Here is a 17,198-nt window from a genome sequence, read left to right on the forward strand (position 1 = left end):
CCCCAACGATAGTGAGGCGGTCGCTGCCTGATATTTGGTCATCCCACAGGGAATTCCGTTTTCGCGTAACGGAGGCGGGATTTGCGACGGACCGTCAGGGTATAGCCCAGGGTGAGAGGCCCCAGACGGCCGATCAGCATGGTCGCCATAATAATCAGCTGGCCGGCTGTGCCCAGTTCGCCCGTTGTTCCGCGCGAAAGGCCAACCGTACCGAATGCGGAAACCACCTCGAAGGCGATGTCGAGGAACTCATCCTCAACCAGGATGCTCAATGAGAACACACCAAGGAAAACCACTGCCATCCCGATGGTGGCTGTGGCGAGAGCCTTGAGCACTGTTTCGCTACTCAGGGAGCGTTTGAAAAAGCTCACGTCCAGGTTGCCCCTTAAAAACGAGCGGGTTGCAGCGATCATGATAACGAATGAGGAGATTTTAATGCCACTGGCGGTGGAGTTCGGGGCACCACCGATGAACATCAGAAGCAACATCAGCACAATGCTGCCGGCGGTTAAAGAGCCAATATCAAGGGTATTAAAGCCAGCTGTTCTGGGTGTCACACCTTGAAACCAGGCGGCCAAGAGCTTGTCCCAGAAGCTGTTCAGTGCTCCAAGAGTGGCCGGATTGCCAAATTCCAGAATGAGGATGGCGCCGGTGGCGAACAGGTTCAGAAGCAAGGTGGCCAGCAGTATGACTTTGACGTAAACCGACAACCGCGACCAGCAGCGCTTATCCAAGAGCTCCATGATGACGATGTAGCCTAGACCGCCTGTGATAAACAGGGCCGTCACGGACAGACTGATACCAGGATGGTCAACGTAGGCAGAAAGGCTATCTGGTGACAGAGCGAACCCGGCATTGTTAAACGCTGAAATCGTGTAGAACAAGGCCTGGTAGAGACCCTCGGACCACCCCAGCTCCGGGACAAAAAACGCGCCGAGCAATACAATGCCCACAGCTTCTGCCGTCAAGGCAAATACGGCTATCGACCCGCTTGCCCGTCTGGCCGTCTGAAGGGAAATCTCGTTGAAAGCTTCCTGTGCAACCATTTGGTGCTGAAGGCTTAGCTTGAAGCCCAGGGCGAGGGCCGTGAGTACCGCGAAAGTCATCAATCCCAGTCCGCCCAGTTGAATCAAGGTTAGAATCACCAACTGTCCAAACAGGGTGTACTGACTCCCAGTATCGACTACAACCAGACCCGTCACGGTGACTGCCGAGGTCGCCGTGAAGGCCGCTTCCATCCAGGTCACTGGCTCAACGGTCGCAAAGGGCAACTTCAGCAGGCAAGCGCCAAGAGCGATGAGAACCAGAAACGACTCGAGTAGGAGTCTCGGTGGGTTCATGCTTCCTTTTGAGGAAGGCTCGCCTCTAGCACCGTAGGAAACCAGATCCAGAAAATGGATTTTCATAGACGGTTAACCAGGTCCCTCAAGTCTTCGAGTTGGCCACCGAGGATTATCCTGTCGCCTTTTCGGATTTTCCAGGTATGGTCCGGGTGGGGATGCGCTTCCTTCATGCGCTTAACCACCAGAGCTTCAACCGGTTCGCCGTTGATCACCTCTCCGATGGTCTTATCGACGAGGTCTTCTGTGGTGTGAAAATCCACGATGAAATAGTCGTCGTCCAGGCCCAGGTAATCATGCACCATCGGGTAGTTCAGTTCCTGAGAGATCCGGACACCCATTTCGAACTCCGGTGCAATGATTCGGGTCGCTCCCAGCCTTTCCAGAATGCGGTGGTGCTGGTTTGTCAGTGCCTTGGCCCAGACTTTCTTGACTCCCAGTTCCCGCAGTTGCAGCGTGGCGAGCATAGTTGCTTCGACGTTCCTGCCGATGGCCACGACAGCGGCATCGTAGCTGCCGGCGTTCAGTTCAATGAGCGAGTTTTCGTCCGTGACGTCCGCGATCACTGCATGAGTAATTTCATCGGCCAGTCGGTCAACTCGCTGTTCGTCCGAATCAATACCCAGGACTTCGTGGCCGAGGCGTGTTAGTTCGCGCGCAATTGTGGCCCCGAACACGCCAAGGCCAATGATAATGAACTGTTGTTTTCCGATCATGGGTGCGGTTCCACTATCAATGAATACCTTGCTGACGAAATCTTCTCACACACCCTGGTGTCTGTGCTCTCAGCGCCGTAAAAATACCGTAAAAATTCACTTTGTACCGTCCTAATTCCACCCCGGATGTGATTTCCTTACGCCGTCTGAAGCAAACTTGGTCGAGAGCAGGGCTTGTCGGCGATGGGAGTCTATCGATTAAAACCGGGCTTTTGGGGCCATTTGGTGATTGCGCTGGCTTGGCTCGGCTTTCTGGCTGTGGCGAACAGGCAGGCTTCTCAGCCTGTGACGTCCATATTTCCCTATCTGGCACCCGTCGTCTTTTTTGCATGGGTATACAATGCAAAGTGGGGATTCTTCTTTGCAGGCATTGCCACTCTCGCTGCGCTTCCGGGTGATTACGTTGAGACTCACACGAGAGCTCAACTGCTCCACGCGGGGTTTTCAACCTATGCGCAACTGACGGGAGCCGTGATTGGCTGTGTGTTGGCGAAAATCGTAATTGAACGGTCTGGGCGATCCTGATGGTGGCTCTGTTTAATATCCTTCCTGTCATCCAAATACTTGGCTTTTTGCTGATTCTTCTCAGTTTTTTGATGACCTTGCCCGTGAATCTGCTGATGCTCGGCGACACGCCAGATTGGCTCGCGTTTGTAAAGTCCGCAAGTATCTGTTTTGGAGTTGGACTGGTCTGCTTTTTCAGTGCTGGTCGAAAGCGCCATGCGTTGAAACAGAGGCAAATGTTCATCCTCACAGTCTCGGCCTGGGTGTTCATTCCGTTATTTTCCAGCCTGCCGTTACTGCTGAGTGATCTCAAACTGAGCGTCACCGACGCTTTTTTCGAGAGTATCTCCGGCGTTACAACCACCGGCTCCACGGTTATGAGTGGTCTCGATAACCTCCCGGGGGACATATTGCTGTGGCGGTCGATCATGCAATGGATGGGTGGCATTGGAATCATTGGTATGGCAGTGGCGATCCTGCCGTTCCTCAGGATCGGTGGTATGCGTCTGTTTGCCACCGAATCGTCCGAGTGGACGGAGAAGGCTGTACCGCGCACCAACCGTTTAGCCCGTGGACTGGTGTTCAGCTACCTCGCGCTGACGTTTGGTTGCATCCTGACCTACTGGGCATTGGGAATGGACCTTTTCAACGCGGTAAATCATGCCCTCACTACCGTCTCTACGGGAGGCTACTCGACGTCAGACAGCTCCATGGGGCAGTTTGACCAGCTCTCCATACTTTTTGCATCAAGCCTGTTTATGATGCTGGGCGGTATCCCGTTCTTTCTCTTTGTCAGGCTACTGAATGGCCAGGTGCAGCCCCTCCTGAGAGACCAACAGATCCACTTTTTTCTTAAGTTCCTTCTGTTGATTGCATGCCTGATTACCATTTATCGAGTAGTGAATGAGGGGACTTTCCCGGTCGATGCTTTCGTTCATGCCTTATTTAACGTGACATCGGTGGTTACCACGACCGGTTATGCCTCCCAGGATTATTCGCTCTGGGGCCCCTTCGTGGTGGTGCTGTTCTTTTTTCTTACATTTGTGGGAGGGTGTTCTGGCTCAACCAGTGGCGGCATGAAGATCTTCCGTTTTCAGTTATCCATGCTGCTACTTCGGGAGCAGGTACTGAGACTGCTCCACCCGAATGCAGTGATCGCAAGACACTACAACGGACGAATCATCAGCGACGAAATTGTAGCGTCCAGTGTTGCCTTTTCATTCATATTTCTCGCTACACTGGCTGTCGTCGCGGCTATCCTCGCCGCACTGGGGCTTGACCTTGTGACGAGTTTGACTGGAGCTGCTACAGCTTTGGCGAACGTTGGGCCAGGTCTTGGGGACACTATTGGCCCGGCTGGTAATTTTCAGACCCTGCCGGACGCGGCCAAATGGGTTCTGATGATAGCCATGTTGCTCGGAAGATTGGAGCTACTCAGCGTGTTTGTCATGTTCTCGCCTCATTTTTGGCGTAGCTAATGAAAAGGCTGATGAACAAGAAGATACAGCGCACGTGGCTTGAGAAATGTCCAATGTTCTTGTTTTGACGATGCCTGGTGCAGAACGCTCAGCAAATCATCAAAATTCGACCGGCGGACTCGAATCTGAATGTTCGCTTTGCGACCAGGTTGGCCAGGCCTGCGGGTCAGAGCAGGCAAGTCACACTCTCCGAGCTCAACTAAACAAAAGCGAACATTCGCACAGGATTCAATACGTGCCCTTTTTCTCTTCCCAGATTAGAGAAACTCTTTTCCTCTGAGGGTTTTGAAATGTGTTTCGAATCCGGATCTCTAAAGTAAAACTGGTCGTAAGAATTCTTGTGGGAGTATTAGGCATATAAGTGCAAATGCGCTAAAACAGCATGATTTGTGCGTTGTATTTTGCACAGCGCCGCACACTTTTCAGAGAGCACCATCTGTAGTGGTCAACAAATGCCGGACAGTATTGAATGCCAGAGTGAGCGGGTAGGGCTGTGGGCACAACTCTAAGGAAGTGATTCTACCTTCAGCTCAGGCGCCCGGTAAGGGAATGATTCAGTGGTAGAGGCGGTATCCATCCAGAACGGCGGCCATATCATCACCAAGATCTCTTATGGTTTGCGGGTCCAGATTGCGTTCACCCATGGATCTCAGACCCATGATCTGAGCCTGAAGGAGCCGTGCAAGTCGCCGGCTGTCTACGGACTGTACCAGTTCGCCTTTCATCTTTGCCTGCTCAACCAGGCTGGCAATGGATTCCTCAATCGCAGCAAGGATGCTGTTGGCCTGGTGAGCCAGGGCCGAATGGGTGTTGCTGGATTCCAGCAGCGTTTTCACGATCATGCAGGCACGTGAGGGTGCCGCGCTTCCGTCGCCGCAACTGCAGGCGATGCCGCGCAGATAGTCCTGAAGACCGTCAACAATTGAATCAAAACCCTTAAGGTGAACGGCCAACTCCCGGCCGCCCTGTTCCGCATAGGCAGCCAGTGCTTCAAAAAACAGGCCGTCTTTGCTGCCGAAGGTGGCATAAATGCTGCCCGGGCGCATGTCGAGGGCCTGCTCGATCTGTTTCATGGAGCTGCCGTGATAGCCCTTCTCCCAGAACAGGCCTACGGCTTTTTCCAGGGCGGTTTTTCGGTCATAGCGTGCGTGTCTGGCCATAACAACGTTTCACCATTGTCGCGATTTGAATGACCACTCAATTATATCTTGAATGATCACTCAATAACAGTTAGCCTGAACTTGGTATTGAGCAATCGTTCAAGTAAGGAGATCGTTATGACTGACTTTCCAATGCATGATGTCGAATCCGCTCCGGAAAAATCCAAACCGCTTCTTGAGAATTCCCTCAAGGGCTTTGGCATGATTCCTGGCCTTCACGCCGTGATGGCCGAATCGCCAGGAGCGCTTGAGGCCTATCAGAAGCTGCATCAGCTGGTGTTGGACAGCAGCTTTGATAAAGACGAAAAAACCGTCGTCTGGCAGACAATCAACGTGGAAAACGCTTGCCACTACTGTGTTCCGGCGCATACCGGCATTGCCAAGATGATGGAAGTCTCCGATGACATAATCGATGCTTTGCGGAATGAAACACCGTTGCCGAGCGACAAGCTGGAGGCTCTCCGGACCTTCACTCTCGCCGTGATGCGCAAGGACGGCAATGTCAGCAAGGAGGATCTGAACGCGTTCTACAAGGCGGGTTACAACCATCGCCAGGTGCTGGAGGTGATTCTTGTGCTGTCCCAGAAAACCCTGAGCAACTACATCAACCACATTGCCGAAACGCCGGTTGATGAGCCGTTCAAGAAATTTGAGTGGCATAAAAAGTAGTAATTTCAGCTCTCGCTGGCGAGCGGATGCGGCTTAGTCCGCATTCGTGCCAGCCTGTTTGCCTGCCTTGACAGTTTTTTGAGCCTTGTGCCCACGCACCGGGGTCATCGGGGTGTAAAGCTTGGAAGTGTTGTTTGCTTTTGCTTTGGAAGCCTAGAAGCTCGTTAACGTGCCTCTCAAACCGATGAAAATAGGGTCCTCCAGCATCCGGTGTGCGCGGGCAGTTCAGTACCCGCGCGCACTCATCCTCAAAGAGCTTCTTAGTCTGTGCAGGACTCGTCCGTTCAGTTTTGTGGAGCAAGTCAAGCGGCTAGCCAGTTGACCCTCCGTTTCCTTCCTCCAGATTGGGGATGCAGGTCGCATTGTTCCCACATTCGATGTCTTCGGCGCTTACGCCCTCGGCATGTGCTGCCGAACCCATTGCGAAAGCGAACAGTACACCTATCAAAGCAAGAGTTCTCATGATTTATCCTCCGTGTTGCTGATGTCCGTCCACTTATCTTGCCGCTGGGACAGGTATCAGTGAACGGTGCTCGCTACATAGACACCGAGTACCTGGTAGCGTTACAGACGTGCTGATTGAAATTCTTCGGCGTGGAGTTCCCCTGCCGGCGCCGCTCCTTCCTCGTGTTTTTGAATTCATCTCTCTGTGTAACAGAACCGCTCTGGGTTGGTCTGAAGCACGGATCATCAACCCTTTATCAAATCCACCTACTGGAGAGGAATGATGCGTAGTTATCCATTTTTGTCTTTAATTGTTGTGCTTGCCCTACTCCCGGGCAGAGCCATGTCTGATCCCAATCGCGATAATTTCCAGCACTATAAGGAGCTGCTTGATCGGCACCTGATTGAACACACACTGCCGGGAAACGGACTGGTTTCCGCCTTTGATTATCGTTCTGCCCTGGCCAGCGACAGCCTGGAAAAGACACTGACCAAGCAGCGCGAAACCCTGAAGGCGTTTGACCCCGGTGCCCTTGAAGAGAAAGCGGAATCTGTTGCCTTCTGGATTAACGCCTACAACTTTTTCATGCTTGATCAGATTCTTACCGAACGGCCAGACGGCGAACTTGTGTCTTCTGTGTGGGACTATGGCGGCCGGGTTAACCCGTTTGTCGACAGCGTATTTGAGCGGAAGAACTTTGTTATTGGCGGTCGCAATTACAGCCTCAACGATATGGAGAAGGAAATTCTGTTGGGCGAGGAATATGCCAGCAAGGGCTGGAAAGATGCCCGGGTTCATTTTGCCGTGAACTGCGCATCGGTCGGATGCCCACCGCTGCGGAACGCCATTTACACCGCCGATAACCTGGAGCGTCTGCTTGCGGAGAATACCCGGCGGGCATTCAATACGGCGCGTCATCTGCAGGTAAAAGGCGATACCTTGTATGTGACCGAGCTGTTCAAATGGTATGAAGAGGATTTCGAAGAAGCGTCGGGTTCTTCGAAGGCATTCGTTGAGGCGTGGGCTGCTCCCCAGGTAGCTAAAAAGGTGGCTGCCACGTCGTCCCTGGAGTTCATCGATTACAACTGGGCACTTAATACCCCGAACAATTTTCCGCCCCTGAATCAGCCAGTTGATTGAAATTTGGGCACAAAAAAGGCCGCTATTCCGAAGAGTAGCGGCCTTTCTCGTCGCGGGTTATCTCGCGGATACTTTTACATCAGCAACCTGCTCGACGGTCTTGGTCGGGTAGCTCTGCGCCTCATGGTACCTGTCGGCCTGACCATTCATGGCCAGGACAGTAGTCGCAGAGAAGGACAGTGCGATAGCGGCGAAAATCAGTGTCAGTTTCTTCATGGTCTGTACCTCGTTCGGTTCGATGACATGCGGGGTCTGCACCGTATGGGAACAGGCCTCGCTTACGGGGTATAGACACCGCAGTGTTGGGTTGCGTTACAGATTAGCAGTCGCGGTGAGCGGAAAATTCCGGGATTTCGATATAACAAAATACGATCAGGGCGGGCCTATGCATTCCTCTCCCTTGGATTCATAATGATCGTTCAAGAATTCGCAACGAAGGAGAAGCACCATGAGTCGACTTCTGGCCCTTGTATTGATCGTTGCAAGCTCTTTGGCAATGGCGAGCGGGGATAAAACGACTCCGCTTGTGGATGCCGACTGGCTTGATGCAAACCTGAATCGTAGCGACCTCGTTGTACTGGATGTTCGCTCCGGTATTGATAACGGTGGGGATCGCAGTAGCTTTCAGAAAGCACACATCCCCGGGAGCGTCTACAGTAGCTACACCGGTGATGGTTGGCGCGAAAGCCGTAACGGGGTCGCCGGCCTCTTGCCCCCGGCGGCCAGCCTGGAACGGCTCATTGGCAGCCTGGGCATAGGTAATGACGATACCGTAGTTATCGTACCGGCTGGCACCGGCGTGACCGACTTCGGTAGCGCTGCGCGTGTGTACTGGACCTTCCGAGTACTGGGCCACGATGCGGTCACCATACTTAACGGCGGATTTGCCGGCTGGCAGGCAGCCGGATTCGAGGTTGCCAGTGGCGAGGGTGAGCGCCGCGATGCGGTGCAGTTTGACGGCACCCTGCAGCAGGAGCTGATTGCATCGCTTGAGGAAGTCCAGGCCGCTCGAAACAGCCAGGCGCAGCTTGTGGATGCCCGTCCGAGTGACTATTTCACCGGTGAAACCCAGTCGCCGGCCGCCAAGGCGCCGGGCACGATTCCCGGTTCCCGAAGCCTGCCTCACGCCGATTTTCTGGCTCAGCAGGATCAGGCCTGGTACCTGAATGCAGGCGTCATCAGTTCCAAGGTGAACCAGGCCGAGCTGGACCCTTCGGCCCGGACCATTGCCTTCTGCAACACCGGACATTGGGCAGCCACGGACTGGTTCGTGCTCAGCGAATTGGCCGGATTCGAGGAAGTTGCTCTTTACGACGGTTCGATGGCTGAGTGGTCCCAAGACAGTGATCGGCCACTGCAGGTTGCGAAGAGAGGTCTTGGCAAGATTCTGGATTTTTTCAACTGATCTGAAAAAGTGAAAAGTCATGTCTGATTCCGTAGTCCTCCAGCCCGGGCTGCAACAGCCCGGCTGGCAGGTGGACCGATTCATCGTATCGACGGCCCTGGTAGGTCTTGCCCTGCTGGGCGGACTGATCTGGCTGGAAACCGCCCCGTTCATGGTGGCACTGTTTATTGTTGGAACTTTGCTGGGAATGGCGCTTTACCACGGCGCCTTCGGCTTTACGGCCGGTTGGCGCAATTTGGTGACCAAGAAACGCGGCGCTGGTATGCGCGCTCAGCTGCTGCTATTCGGACTTAGTTCCCTGATCATGGTTCCGATGCTGCACAGCGGCCAGGCTGGCCTGGTTGGTGCCGTGGCGCCGGTGGGCACTTCCCTGGTGGTGGGCTCGTTCATTTTTGGTATTGGCATGCAGCTTGGTGGAGGCTGCGGTTCGGGTACCCTGTTCACTGTGGGAGCCGGCAATATCCGCATGGTGGTGACACTGGTGTTCTTTATCGCCGGTGCCGTGCTTGGATCTATACACCTGCCCTGGTGGCTGGGCCAACCGGGTTTTGATCCTGTTCCTTTGGTCAGCAGCTTTGGCGTCAGCGGTGCCATTATGGTGCAGTTCGTGGGTCTCGGTTTGATTGCCTGGTGGGTCAATCGAATTGAGCGTAAGGCCCATGGAACCATCGAGCGCGATGAACTTCTGTGGAGGGGCCAGAGCCACGGTGTACTCAGAACATTGCTCAGTGGTCGCTGGCCTTTTACCTGGGCCATCCTGATCCTCGCGGCCGGCAATGCCCTGACCCTTGCGATCGGCGGCGCGCCCTGGAGCATCACCTTTGCCTTTAACGTCTGGGGCGCCAAGGCCCTGGAGGTGGTGGGCGTTAACATGTCCCAGTTCGAGTTCTGGACCTGGGATTACCCCGCCATGGCCCTGAAGGATTCGGTGCTCACCAATATCCCGTCGGTAATGAATTTCGGGCTCCTGCTGGGCGCCATGCTGGCGGCGGGCCTTGCGAACCGATTCAACGAGGCCAGCCGAAACCGCCCGGAGGGCCGCCAATTCCTGGCTGCCGTGGTCGGTGGTTTGCTGCTCGGCTACGGCGCCCGTCTGGGCTTCGGCTGCAATATCGGTGCGCTGTTCTCCGGCATTGCGTCGGCCAGCCTGCACGCCTGGGTCTGGTTTGCCTGCGCCTTTGCCGGCTCACTGATCGGGATCCGGCTGCGGCCGTGGTTCCGGCTTTCTAACTGAGCGTGGAGTCGGTCTTATGGAAAGAGCCTACAGTCGAACCCGCATTGTCGTTGTGCTCAGCATCATCCTGGTCCTGATCCTTGTGGATCATCTGAACAGCCCTACGTTTGCTTTCAATTCTGGCCAGGGCAACGTAGAAACGGCGCTGTCGCAGCGAGATGAGACCGCCTGTGCGCCGTGCGGGGCGCCGTGTCCCTCGACCAGAGACTGAGCTAATGATGGGATGCTATGGGGCGCGCAGGTCTTGGGACGTTGGTTGAGTGGGCAGGCATGGTCTGATTGTTGGCGAAAAGGAGCCAGCAATAGCTCAGTTTCAGTATCTCGCAGGATCGTTTGTTTGATTGCACGCGGATCGAATCTCGCACAAAGTTGATCCTCCGCTCGCTCTGTTTCCGGGTCATTACAAGCCCGGCATTACGCAGCCCCTCAGGTGCTTTCTGATGTTGTCCTGGCCAGTGCCGGGGCCCTCGCTAAATCGGTGACGTTCACTTCATGGATGAGAAGAACAGCGACAATTCAGATCCGGTGCTGATCCGAGAGAAATTGTATCTTTGGTAACCAGCACTCGTTGGTGTAAGCGGAATTTGATCGCATGAAGTCTGGTTTGCGGGCAAAAGGGGCTCTAAAGCTCTGAGCCACAGCTACCGATGAGCTCTTCCGATTTAAATCACGTACCGGATGTAACAAGGCCTCGATCCATGGGTCTGGTAATCGAGACTTTCGATGCATATCAAGGTCTTTCACCAATGACCTACAGTGTCACCTATTCGACGTACGGGAAATCAAGGAGCTTTACAGCATGAGAAAAGTTTTAAACGGAATGATCGGCGGGCTGGTTGCAACGATCGTATTGTCACTCATCATGGCCATGAAGAGCCAGATGGGCGTAATGCCTGACTTGAATGTTATCAAAATGCTCGCCTCTCAGATGGAGTCTGGTCTTGCCATGGGCTGGGCTGCTCATTTTATGATTGGCGTAGTGGTCTATGGCGTTGGTATGGCAGTTATCAGCAACATAATGCCCGGTAAATCAAGCCTCGTTGGCGGCATCATCCTCGGCATCGCTGGCTGGCTGATCATGATGGTTATGCTAATGCCGATGATGGGCGCCGGCTTTTTTGCGATGGCCATGGGTCCGATGGCAATGGTTGCCACGTTGGTACTGCATCTTATTTTCGGTTCCGTATTGGGATTGGTCTACGGGAAACTGCCGACCTGAATCATTCTCCTGGAAACTCGCAACCCTCACCGCCGTTTGCCTCAAATCTTGTGCAGGGAGTTCGGTGGTGAGTGAACGCAAAGCGAGTCATCATAAACTCATAGAAAGGATTAAACGTGAACTTCTGCAGAGCAATCATATGCTTCTGATCGCTGAGCGCCGGTTTTCCTTTGTCGGCTCAGGGTCTCGCTGATACTTTTAGGATGAACCACCAGATGTCCGCGACGGTGGTTGGCTCTGCAGTAGATCGTTGGTTTGTGAAGGAAGTGGCAGAGCGCACTGACGGCGAGGTGAACGTCGAGATCTTCTGATCCGAAGGCCTCGGCTAGACCACTGAAACTCTGTGATTGCTGAAGAACCAAGCCATTCACATGGCGGGACTGTCGCCGGGATACTTTCCCGGCCAGTTGCCGTTGTCCACGGCGCCCAATTCTTTCCCAATGGCTATCGACAATGTGTCAGGCCAATCGGCTGATCGACCGGCTGGCGGGACCGCCGTTACCCTGGGCCTGTCGGAAATCTATGAGGGCTTCTCACGTGGTGTGATCGATGCGGCGCCCCTCTCGGTGGACCTGGTGGAAACCTATAAGATCCACGAAGTGGCCAGTCATCTGACCGAAGTAACCCTCTGGGACGGTCCAACCTGGGGAGTGTGGATGACCCAGTCAGCCTGGAACAGCTTGACCCCGGAAAATCAGGCCGTGGTGATGGACGTGGCCGAAGAAGCCCAGGCCCGTGACCTGGAAGCGGTTCGAGAAGCGGCGGTGGATGCGCGCGAGACGCTGAAGGAGCAGGGCGTAACCTTCCATCATTTTGATGCTGGGGATCCTCAGACCTGGCAGAGTCGGCTTCCGGATTTCTTCGCCGAATGGATCGAACAGATGGAAGGTAAAGGCAAGGGCGATGCGGCCCGTCAGGCTGTGGATATCTGGCGTGAGGTGGTTAACACCGTTGAATGCCCGGCCTGATCATGCCACGAGCTGATCGGCCAACATTCAGGCAGTGGCACCGCCGATTGAACGGCCTGGGGGTACTGCTGATGGCCCTGGAAAGCCTGGTTCAACTGATGAGCCCGCCGGAACCGCAGGGCGAGTCGTCGTCCGAATCCGGCGGTTCGATCTGATGGAGCCTTTATCCATCGGCCTGTTGGCCATCACCGCGTTCACCTTTGCCGAAGTGGACGACCTTTCAAACCGGATGGCCGCAACGCTTCGCCGGCATGGCGTGAAAAAGGGCGATCGCGTCGCCGTGCATACCGGGCTCGGGCCGGAAACAGCCCTGAGTCATCTGGCCTGCCATAAGCTGGGAGCCATTGTCGTGACGCTGTCCCATTTGTACGGTCCGCGAATGATTGATCATGTGCTGACGGATTCCGGCGCCTCGGTACTGATCACAGACGGCGATGTATGGCAGGGGCTCCGGCCTGCGCTGACCCTGCCGGATTCGCTCAGCCTCACGGTGGTGACGGGGCCGGTCGGCCCGGGCGGCGCTGGTTCTTGGTGTTGAACATGCGGCCAGCCACATGCGCGGCCGGGATGTGGCGGCGTTGTATGGGCTGTCTTTCGACGCTGACCTCGAGGGCTTCGCCGGGTTTCTGCCGATCCATCACTACGCGCTGTCGATGCAGCTGTTCATGGCCGAGTTCGGCGTTACCGGTGCTGACCTGGACCGGGTTGCAGCACGAAATCAATGCAATGCCATGGGCAACCCCTGGGCGCAGCGACCGGCGCCAACCGGGCCGATTTCTGGCCAAGCGGGCGGCTTTTGATCGGGCCTGCGTCATGGCAGGCATCCGGAACGGCGCCGGAAGTATTCAGGCCATTGAAATCTACGATGCCTTTGCCGGGGCTCAGTTGCAGGCGCGCATGATCGCCGGCGAGGCCCCGGGTGCCCGTTACGGACTACCCTGGCCAGACCGGACCCTGGCGGATACACACGGCGGCGTGGGCACTGTGTGCTTCAGCCACATTCTGGAAGGAGAGTAACAATGCGCGGAGCAACACCACTCTCGGTCTGCCATGAATACCGCCATCAGTACGGGTATCTCGCTCCTTTCTTCGCGGCTTTGGCTCACGGGAAGGCCCTGGGCACCGAATGTACCCAATGCAATCTACGCTGGTTTCCGCCGCGACCGGTCTGCGAAGTTTGCGGCTCGGACACCCGCCAGGCGCCTATGCCACCCTCTGGCACAGTTTGGGCTGTTACCTTTACTCCGACGCGTGGTCCAGCGGTCAGTCAGGGCTTCGCACTGGTGCGGTTTGGTGACGCGCAGAATCGACTGATGGTGCATGTTAACGCGGGCCCTGCGCCGGAAATCGGTGGTCAGGTTACGCTCGCTCCGGTGGACAACCGCGATGACCACGCGGCTGTCCAGTTGCGGGTCTCGGCTGAGAACGGATCGCTAGTACAGAGATTTCTCAACTTTTGGCCGTACGTGGTGTAACAGAAAACGACGATGTGTGTCTAAGGCCCCCGGTACACCACTTGCGTGCAGACCACAACGTCCACTCTGAACGGAGACGACAATGCTGAAAAAATTGATTTTGATGCCTTTGCTCCTGATTATCACCGCGGTCCCGGCTTGGGCCAATGAACAGACTGGCTTTACTAATCAGCGATTCCAGCAGTTGCAGGCAAAGGGCGCACTGGTTCTTGTGGACGTTCACGCCACCTGGTGCCCCACCTGCGCGAAACAGAGCGAGATTCTGAATAGCTATTTGGAGCAGCGGCCCGAAGCGGACCTGCACATACTGAAAGTGAATTTCGATGAGCAAAAACAGTGGGTTCGCCATTTCCGGGCGCCGCGACAATCCACTCTGCTGCTGTACCGGGGGAAGGAGCAGATCTGGTTTAGCGTGGCGGAAACTGACCCCAAGGTGATTTTCAACACTCTGGATGACGCTGTCGCCCGCTAATGACTATTGATCTGATGTCGTACCCGCTGGGTTTCCTGGCGGGCCTGCTGAGTATTCTTTCGCCCTGTGTTTGGCCTCTGGTGCCGGTGGTGATGTCCTCTGCTGCAACTGCAGGTCGGCACGGGCCGCTGTTTCTGGCCCTGGGTTTGAGCTTGTCGTTTGCCTTTGCCGGTACGGTTCTGAGTTATCTGCTGCTCAATCTGGGCTTGGGGTTGGATGTAATTCGTCCCTTCGCTGCGTTAATGCTGATTCTTGTGGCCTTGCCCCTGTTGTTTGAGCCGCTCGGCTATCGGGTCAACGCTTGGCTTGCGCGCCTGAATCCGGCCGTGAATGCTGGCCAGGCGTCCGCAACGTCCGGTCTCGGACAGTTTGGCGTTGGTGCGCTTCTGGGCGTGGTATGGCTGCCCTGCGTCGGCCCTACCCTGGGGGCCGCCATTGCTCTGGCATCAATGGGGCAGGACATGGTCGCCGCCTTTGGCGTCATGTTCGTGTTCGGGGTGGGCACGGTCAGCGCCCTGCTGTTTGCAGGGCTGGTATCGGCGAAACTGCTGAAGAGAACCCGCCCAGGAGTCATGAACAATGCCAACCGGGGTAAGAAAATTCTGGGTGCTATGTTGCTAATGCTGGGCATTCTGGTGCTCACTGGTTGGGACAAAGCACTGGAAGCCTGGGCTTTGACCTGGCTGCCGGACTGGGCGGTGACACTCTGAACTACGGGGCTCAGGCAGGAATCGCCATTCCGGTTTTCGTGTCGTTTTGAACCGAAAAGGGTGTGCCGACAGAAACAGATCTCAAAACAGACGACAGGATGCGCTCTTATGGAATCCATCTACTACGTTCTCTGCTGGCACTGCCACCGGCGCTGCAAGCACTGTTATGAAACCCGCTTCCGGCCTTATGTGCGCGACGAGCTCGAAGAGGTGCTGCTGGAAGCCGAGCAGAATATGCCGAGGATCGTGGATCACCTGCCGCCGGTGATGTCCTACGAGGACTGGCGCAACCCCATGCCGGACGGCTCCATCCCACAACGGCGCAGCCGCATCATCCTCTCCGGTGGCGACGTACTCACCGACCCGGTTCGGGAGCGCCTGTTGTATCCGGCGCTGGAACGCATCACTGAGCGATACCGCGACAAGGGCGGGGTGAATATCGTTGTCCAGACCACCGGTGACCTGCTGACACCAACCATAATCGGGGAATTACTGGACCGGGGTGTGTGGATGATTTCCGTGTCCGGCCTGGATGATTACCACGTGGGCATGGCAGGCGACCGCAAGCAAACCCTGCTGGACAAGCTGATTGGTGAATTCGAGGCTGCCGGTATGCACCGTTCGGGCCTGAAAGCCGACCACCGGGAATGGATGGATGAGGAAGGTCCGGTCTACAGTGCCTTTGGGGCCACGGATGACGCCTGGATCGGCAAGCTCTGGCCCCGCGGACGGGCCTGGGAAAACAGCCTTTCCAAAGCCAGTCTCACCGATAACTTCTGCAACGCGTGGTCCGGCGGGCTCAACTTTCTGGAATATGGCCGGTCCGGATCCGAGGTTTCCATTGACCCAACCGGCGATGTCTATCCCTGCTGCCTGAAAACCCAGAGTCCGATCGGCAACCTGGTGGAAGAGCCTCTGTATGAGATTCTTGACAGCCTGAAGGGCCACCCTGCGATGGAAGCGATCAATGCCGGCAAGCCAGAGCGGATGGGTATTACCGAGGGCTGGAGTGTCCGGCAGTTCGAAGAGGCTTCCCGCACGACCATGCCCGACGGCAGTGATTACCAGAATCTCTGCATTGGTTGCGACCGTTATTTTGCCCGGGTACTCGGGCCAATGCTCGACGATCTTCGAAACCAGCGGCGTGCCAGGCGACATGGAATGGTGGCGTCGTCATGATGGAGGGTTCCGAACCCGGTACCGGCGCACTTTTCACAGCGCTCGGGATTTCCCGGGAGGGCCTTGAGCAGGCTCTGGCAAGCACGCCATGGCATAATCAGCCGCTGAATCCGCTGCAGGATACCGGGCTGGCCCATGCCCATATCGGTCTGGGTAGTAGCGGCCAGCTTCTGCGCATTCCCAAGCAAAGCCAGGTTGGCCTCGACCCTGGCAGCCATCTGACCCATGAGGCCGCCTGCTTTGACGCAGCCAGGCCATCACGGGTCACCCCGGTGCTTCACCGGGTGTTGCCTGTCAGTGCGTCCCTTCCCCGCGGAGGCCTGATACTGGACTTTGTGCCAGGGCAATCCCTGCAGCTTCCAGGAGACCTGAACCCGATGATGCGGTCACTGGGGGCTATTCATGGGGTCCGGGTGCCGCACTCCCTGCACCGGCAGCTGCGTTTGCCGGAAGACCCCATGACCAGCATGCTGCAGGAGGTGAAAGCGCAGGCGGAATTTCTTGCCCGGGCAGGCATACCGGAAGATGTCCAGTCCCGCCTACAGTCAGAACTGCAAAAGGCGACGCAGGGCGCAGCCGTTGGCGACCGGCCGGCGGAAGCGCTGATCACCTTCGACGCCCACCCGGGCAACTTTCTGGTCGACAAACAGGAAACTGCCTGGATGGTGGATCTTGAGAAATGCCGGATCAGTTATCCTGGCTTTGATCTTGCCCATGGGACCCTCTACACCTCAACAACCTGGGACCTGAATTCCCAGGCTGTTCTGGAGCTGGATGATATTGTCAGGGCCTATCGCACCTGGGAGCAGGCTTTTGGCCCCGGGGGCGTGGAGCACCGCAAGTGGCATGTGCCGCTGCGCCGGCTGATGTGGCTGTGGTCAACCACCTGGTGTGCGAAATGGCTGGCACTTTCCGGAGGGCCCGGAGCCGGCGGTGGCGGGCAGAACTGGTCGGAATCCAACAATGAGCAGGCGCTTAACGACCACGTGAGAGACCGGGCCCGCCATTACCTGGAGGCCCGTGTTGTCGACGCTATAGTATCCGAATTCCGTGAACTGGAGCAGATCCTGGTTTAACGGCCGTC

Annotated in this window: 21 protein-coding genes; 17 read left to right on the forward strand and 4 right to left on the reverse strand. The window is 56.1% G+C overall.

Going from position 1 to position 17,198, the window contains the following annotated elements:
- Positions 1-38 precede the first annotated feature (38 nt).
- Together Q674_RS37175 and Q674_RS37180 are read right to left on the reverse strand one after the other, a co-directional pair.
- Complete coding sequence (locus Q674_RS37175) at positions 39-1,406, reverse strand: TrkH family potassium uptake protein (protein ID WP_031210417.1); 1,368 nt, start codon at positions 1,404-1,406, stop codon at positions 39-41.
- Positions 1,403-2,056: a potassium channel family protein gene (locus Q674_RS37180; RefSeq protein WP_023009732.1), complete on the reverse strand. Its 654-nt coding sequence runs from the start codon at positions 2,054-2,056 to the stop codon at positions 1,403-1,405. Before Q674_RS37180 ends, Q674_RS37175 begins: the two co-directional genes overlap by 4 nt.
- A 524-nt stretch (positions 2,057-2,580) precedes the next feature.
- Between Q674_RS37180 and Q674_RS37190 the strand changes: the two genes are divergently transcribed.
- A complete protein-coding gene (locus tag Q674_RS37190; RefSeq protein WP_023009734.1) occupies positions 2,581-4,038 on the forward strand; it encodes a TrkH family potassium uptake protein in 1,458 nt (485 codons plus the stop codon).
- Between the two features lie 554 nt (positions 4,039-4,592).
- Here Q674_RS37190 and Q674_RS37195 read toward each other — a convergent pair.
- Entirely contained in the window at positions 4,593-5,198 is a 606-nt protein-coding gene (locus Q674_RS37195) for a TetR/AcrR family transcriptional regulator (protein ID WP_023009735.1), read from the reverse strand.
- Between the two features lie 117 nt (positions 5,199-5,315).
- Here Q674_RS37195 and Q674_RS37200 point away from each other — a divergent pair, with 117 nt between their 5' ends.
- Together Q674_RS37200 and Q674_RS37205 are read left to right on the forward strand one after the other, a co-directional pair.
- Positions 5,316-5,867 (forward strand): carboxymuconolactone decarboxylase family protein, encoded by a 552-nt coding sequence (locus tag Q674_RS37200; RefSeq protein ID WP_023009736.1) that lies wholly within the window; start codon positions 5,316-5,318, stop codon positions 5,865-5,867.
- A gap of 787 nt (positions 5,868-6,654) precedes the next feature.
- The gene (locus Q674_RS37205) at positions 6,655-7,452 is read left to right on the forward strand and encodes a DUF547 domain-containing protein (RefSeq protein WP_023009738.1); all 798 of its coding nucleotides are present in this window, start codon (positions 6,655-6,657) and stop codon (positions 7,450-7,452) included.
- Between the two features lie 57 nt (positions 7,453-7,509).
- On the opposite strand, the gene Q674_RS41235 is transcribed toward Q674_RS37205, so the two are convergent.
- Positions 7,510-7,668, reverse strand: a complete 159-nt coding sequence (locus Q674_RS41235; RefSeq protein WP_023009739.1) for a hypothetical protein — start codon at positions 7,666-7,668, stop codon at positions 7,510-7,512.
- Between the two features lie 232 nt (positions 7,669-7,900).
- On the opposite strand from Q674_RS41235, the gene Q674_RS37210 reads away from it, so the two are divergent.
- The 14 genes from Q674_RS37210 (at position 7,901) to Q674_RS37270 (ending at position 17,190) form a co-directional block, all read left to right on the forward strand.
- Positions 7,901-8,857 (forward strand): sulfurtransferase, encoded by a 957-nt coding sequence (locus tag Q674_RS37210; RefSeq protein WP_023009740.1) that lies wholly within the window; start codon positions 7,901-7,903, stop codon positions 8,855-8,857.
- 19 nt (positions 8,858-8,876) lie between these two features.
- A complete protein-coding gene (locus tag Q674_RS37215) occupies positions 8,877-10,091 on the forward strand; it encodes a YeeE/YedE family protein (protein ID WP_023009741.1) in 1,215 nt (404 codons plus the stop codon).
- A 16-nt stretch (positions 10,092-10,107) separates the two neighbouring features.
- On the forward strand, positions 10,108-10,302 hold the full coding sequence (locus tag Q674_RS37220) for a hypothetical protein (RefSeq protein WP_023009742.1): 195 nt from the start codon (positions 10,108-10,110) through the stop codon (positions 10,300-10,302).
- A gap of 588 nt (positions 10,303-10,890) precedes the next feature.
- Entirely contained in the window at positions 10,891-11,310 is a 420-nt protein-coding gene (locus tag Q674_RS37225) for a DUF6789 family protein (RefSeq protein WP_023009743.1), read from the forward strand.
- 347 nt (positions 11,311-11,657) lie between these two features.
- On the forward strand, positions 11,658-12,278 hold the full coding sequence (gene dctP, locus Q674_RS37230; protein WP_023009745.1) for a TRAP transporter substrate-binding protein DctP: 621 nt from the start codon (positions 11,658-11,660) through the stop codon (positions 12,276-12,278).
- A 2-nt stretch (positions 12,279-12,280) separates the two neighbouring features.
- Positions 12,281-12,433, forward strand: a complete 153-nt coding sequence (locus tag Q674_RS41240; protein WP_161629375.1) for a hypothetical protein — start codon at positions 12,281-12,283, stop codon at positions 12,431-12,433.
- On the forward strand, positions 12,433-12,816 hold the full coding sequence (locus Q674_RS37235; protein WP_023009747.1) for an AMP-binding protein: 384 nt from the start codon (positions 12,433-12,435) through the stop codon (positions 12,814-12,816). The genes Q674_RS41240 and Q674_RS37235 overlap by 1 nt, the downstream gene beginning before the upstream one ends.
- A gap of 16 nt (positions 12,817-12,832) precedes the next feature.
- A complete protein-coding gene (locus Q674_RS37240) occupies positions 12,833-13,078 on the forward strand; it encodes a hypothetical protein (RefSeq protein WP_023009748.1) in 246 nt (81 codons plus the stop codon).
- 13 nt (positions 13,079-13,091) lie between these two features.
- Entirely contained in the window at positions 13,092-13,295 is a 204-nt protein-coding gene (locus Q674_RS37245; RefSeq protein WP_023009749.1) for a hypothetical protein, read from the forward strand.
- Between the two features lie 2 nt (positions 13,296-13,297).
- A complete protein-coding gene (locus tag Q674_RS41710; protein ID WP_023009750.1) occupies positions 13,298-13,753 on the forward strand; it encodes a Zn-ribbon domain-containing OB-fold protein in 456 nt (151 codons plus the stop codon).
- An 82-nt stretch (positions 13,754-13,835) separates the two neighbouring features.
- Positions 13,836-14,225 carry a thioredoxin family protein gene (locus Q674_RS37255; RefSeq protein WP_023009751.1) on the forward strand — a complete coding sequence of 130 codons (390 nt, stop codon included), beginning with the start codon at positions 13,836-13,838 and terminating at the stop codon, positions 14,223-14,225.
- Positions 14,225-14,935 (forward strand): cytochrome c biogenesis CcdA family protein, encoded by a 711-nt coding sequence (locus tag Q674_RS37260; protein ID WP_023009752.1) that lies wholly within the window; start codon positions 14,225-14,227, stop codon positions 14,933-14,935. Before Q674_RS37255 ends, Q674_RS37260 begins: the two co-directional genes overlap by 1 nt.
- Positions 14,936-15,043: 108 nt before the next feature.
- Positions 15,044-16,114: a radical SAM/SPASM domain-containing protein gene (locus Q674_RS37265; RefSeq protein ID WP_023009753.1), complete on the forward strand. Its 1,071-nt coding sequence runs from the start codon at positions 15,044-15,046 to the stop codon at positions 16,112-16,114.
- Entirely contained in the window at positions 16,111-17,190 is a 1,080-nt protein-coding gene (locus Q674_RS37270; protein WP_023009754.1) for a phosphotransferase, read from the forward strand. The genes Q674_RS37265 and Q674_RS37270 overlap by 4 nt, the downstream gene beginning before the upstream one ends.
- The last annotated feature ends 8 nt before the right edge of the window (positions 17,191-17,198 follow it).

This window comes from Marinobacter sp. EVN1 (assembly GCF_000475375.1).
Taxonomy (GTDB): Bacteria; Pseudomonadota; Gammaproteobacteria; order Pseudomonadales; family Oleiphilaceae; genus Marinobacter; species Marinobacter nauticus.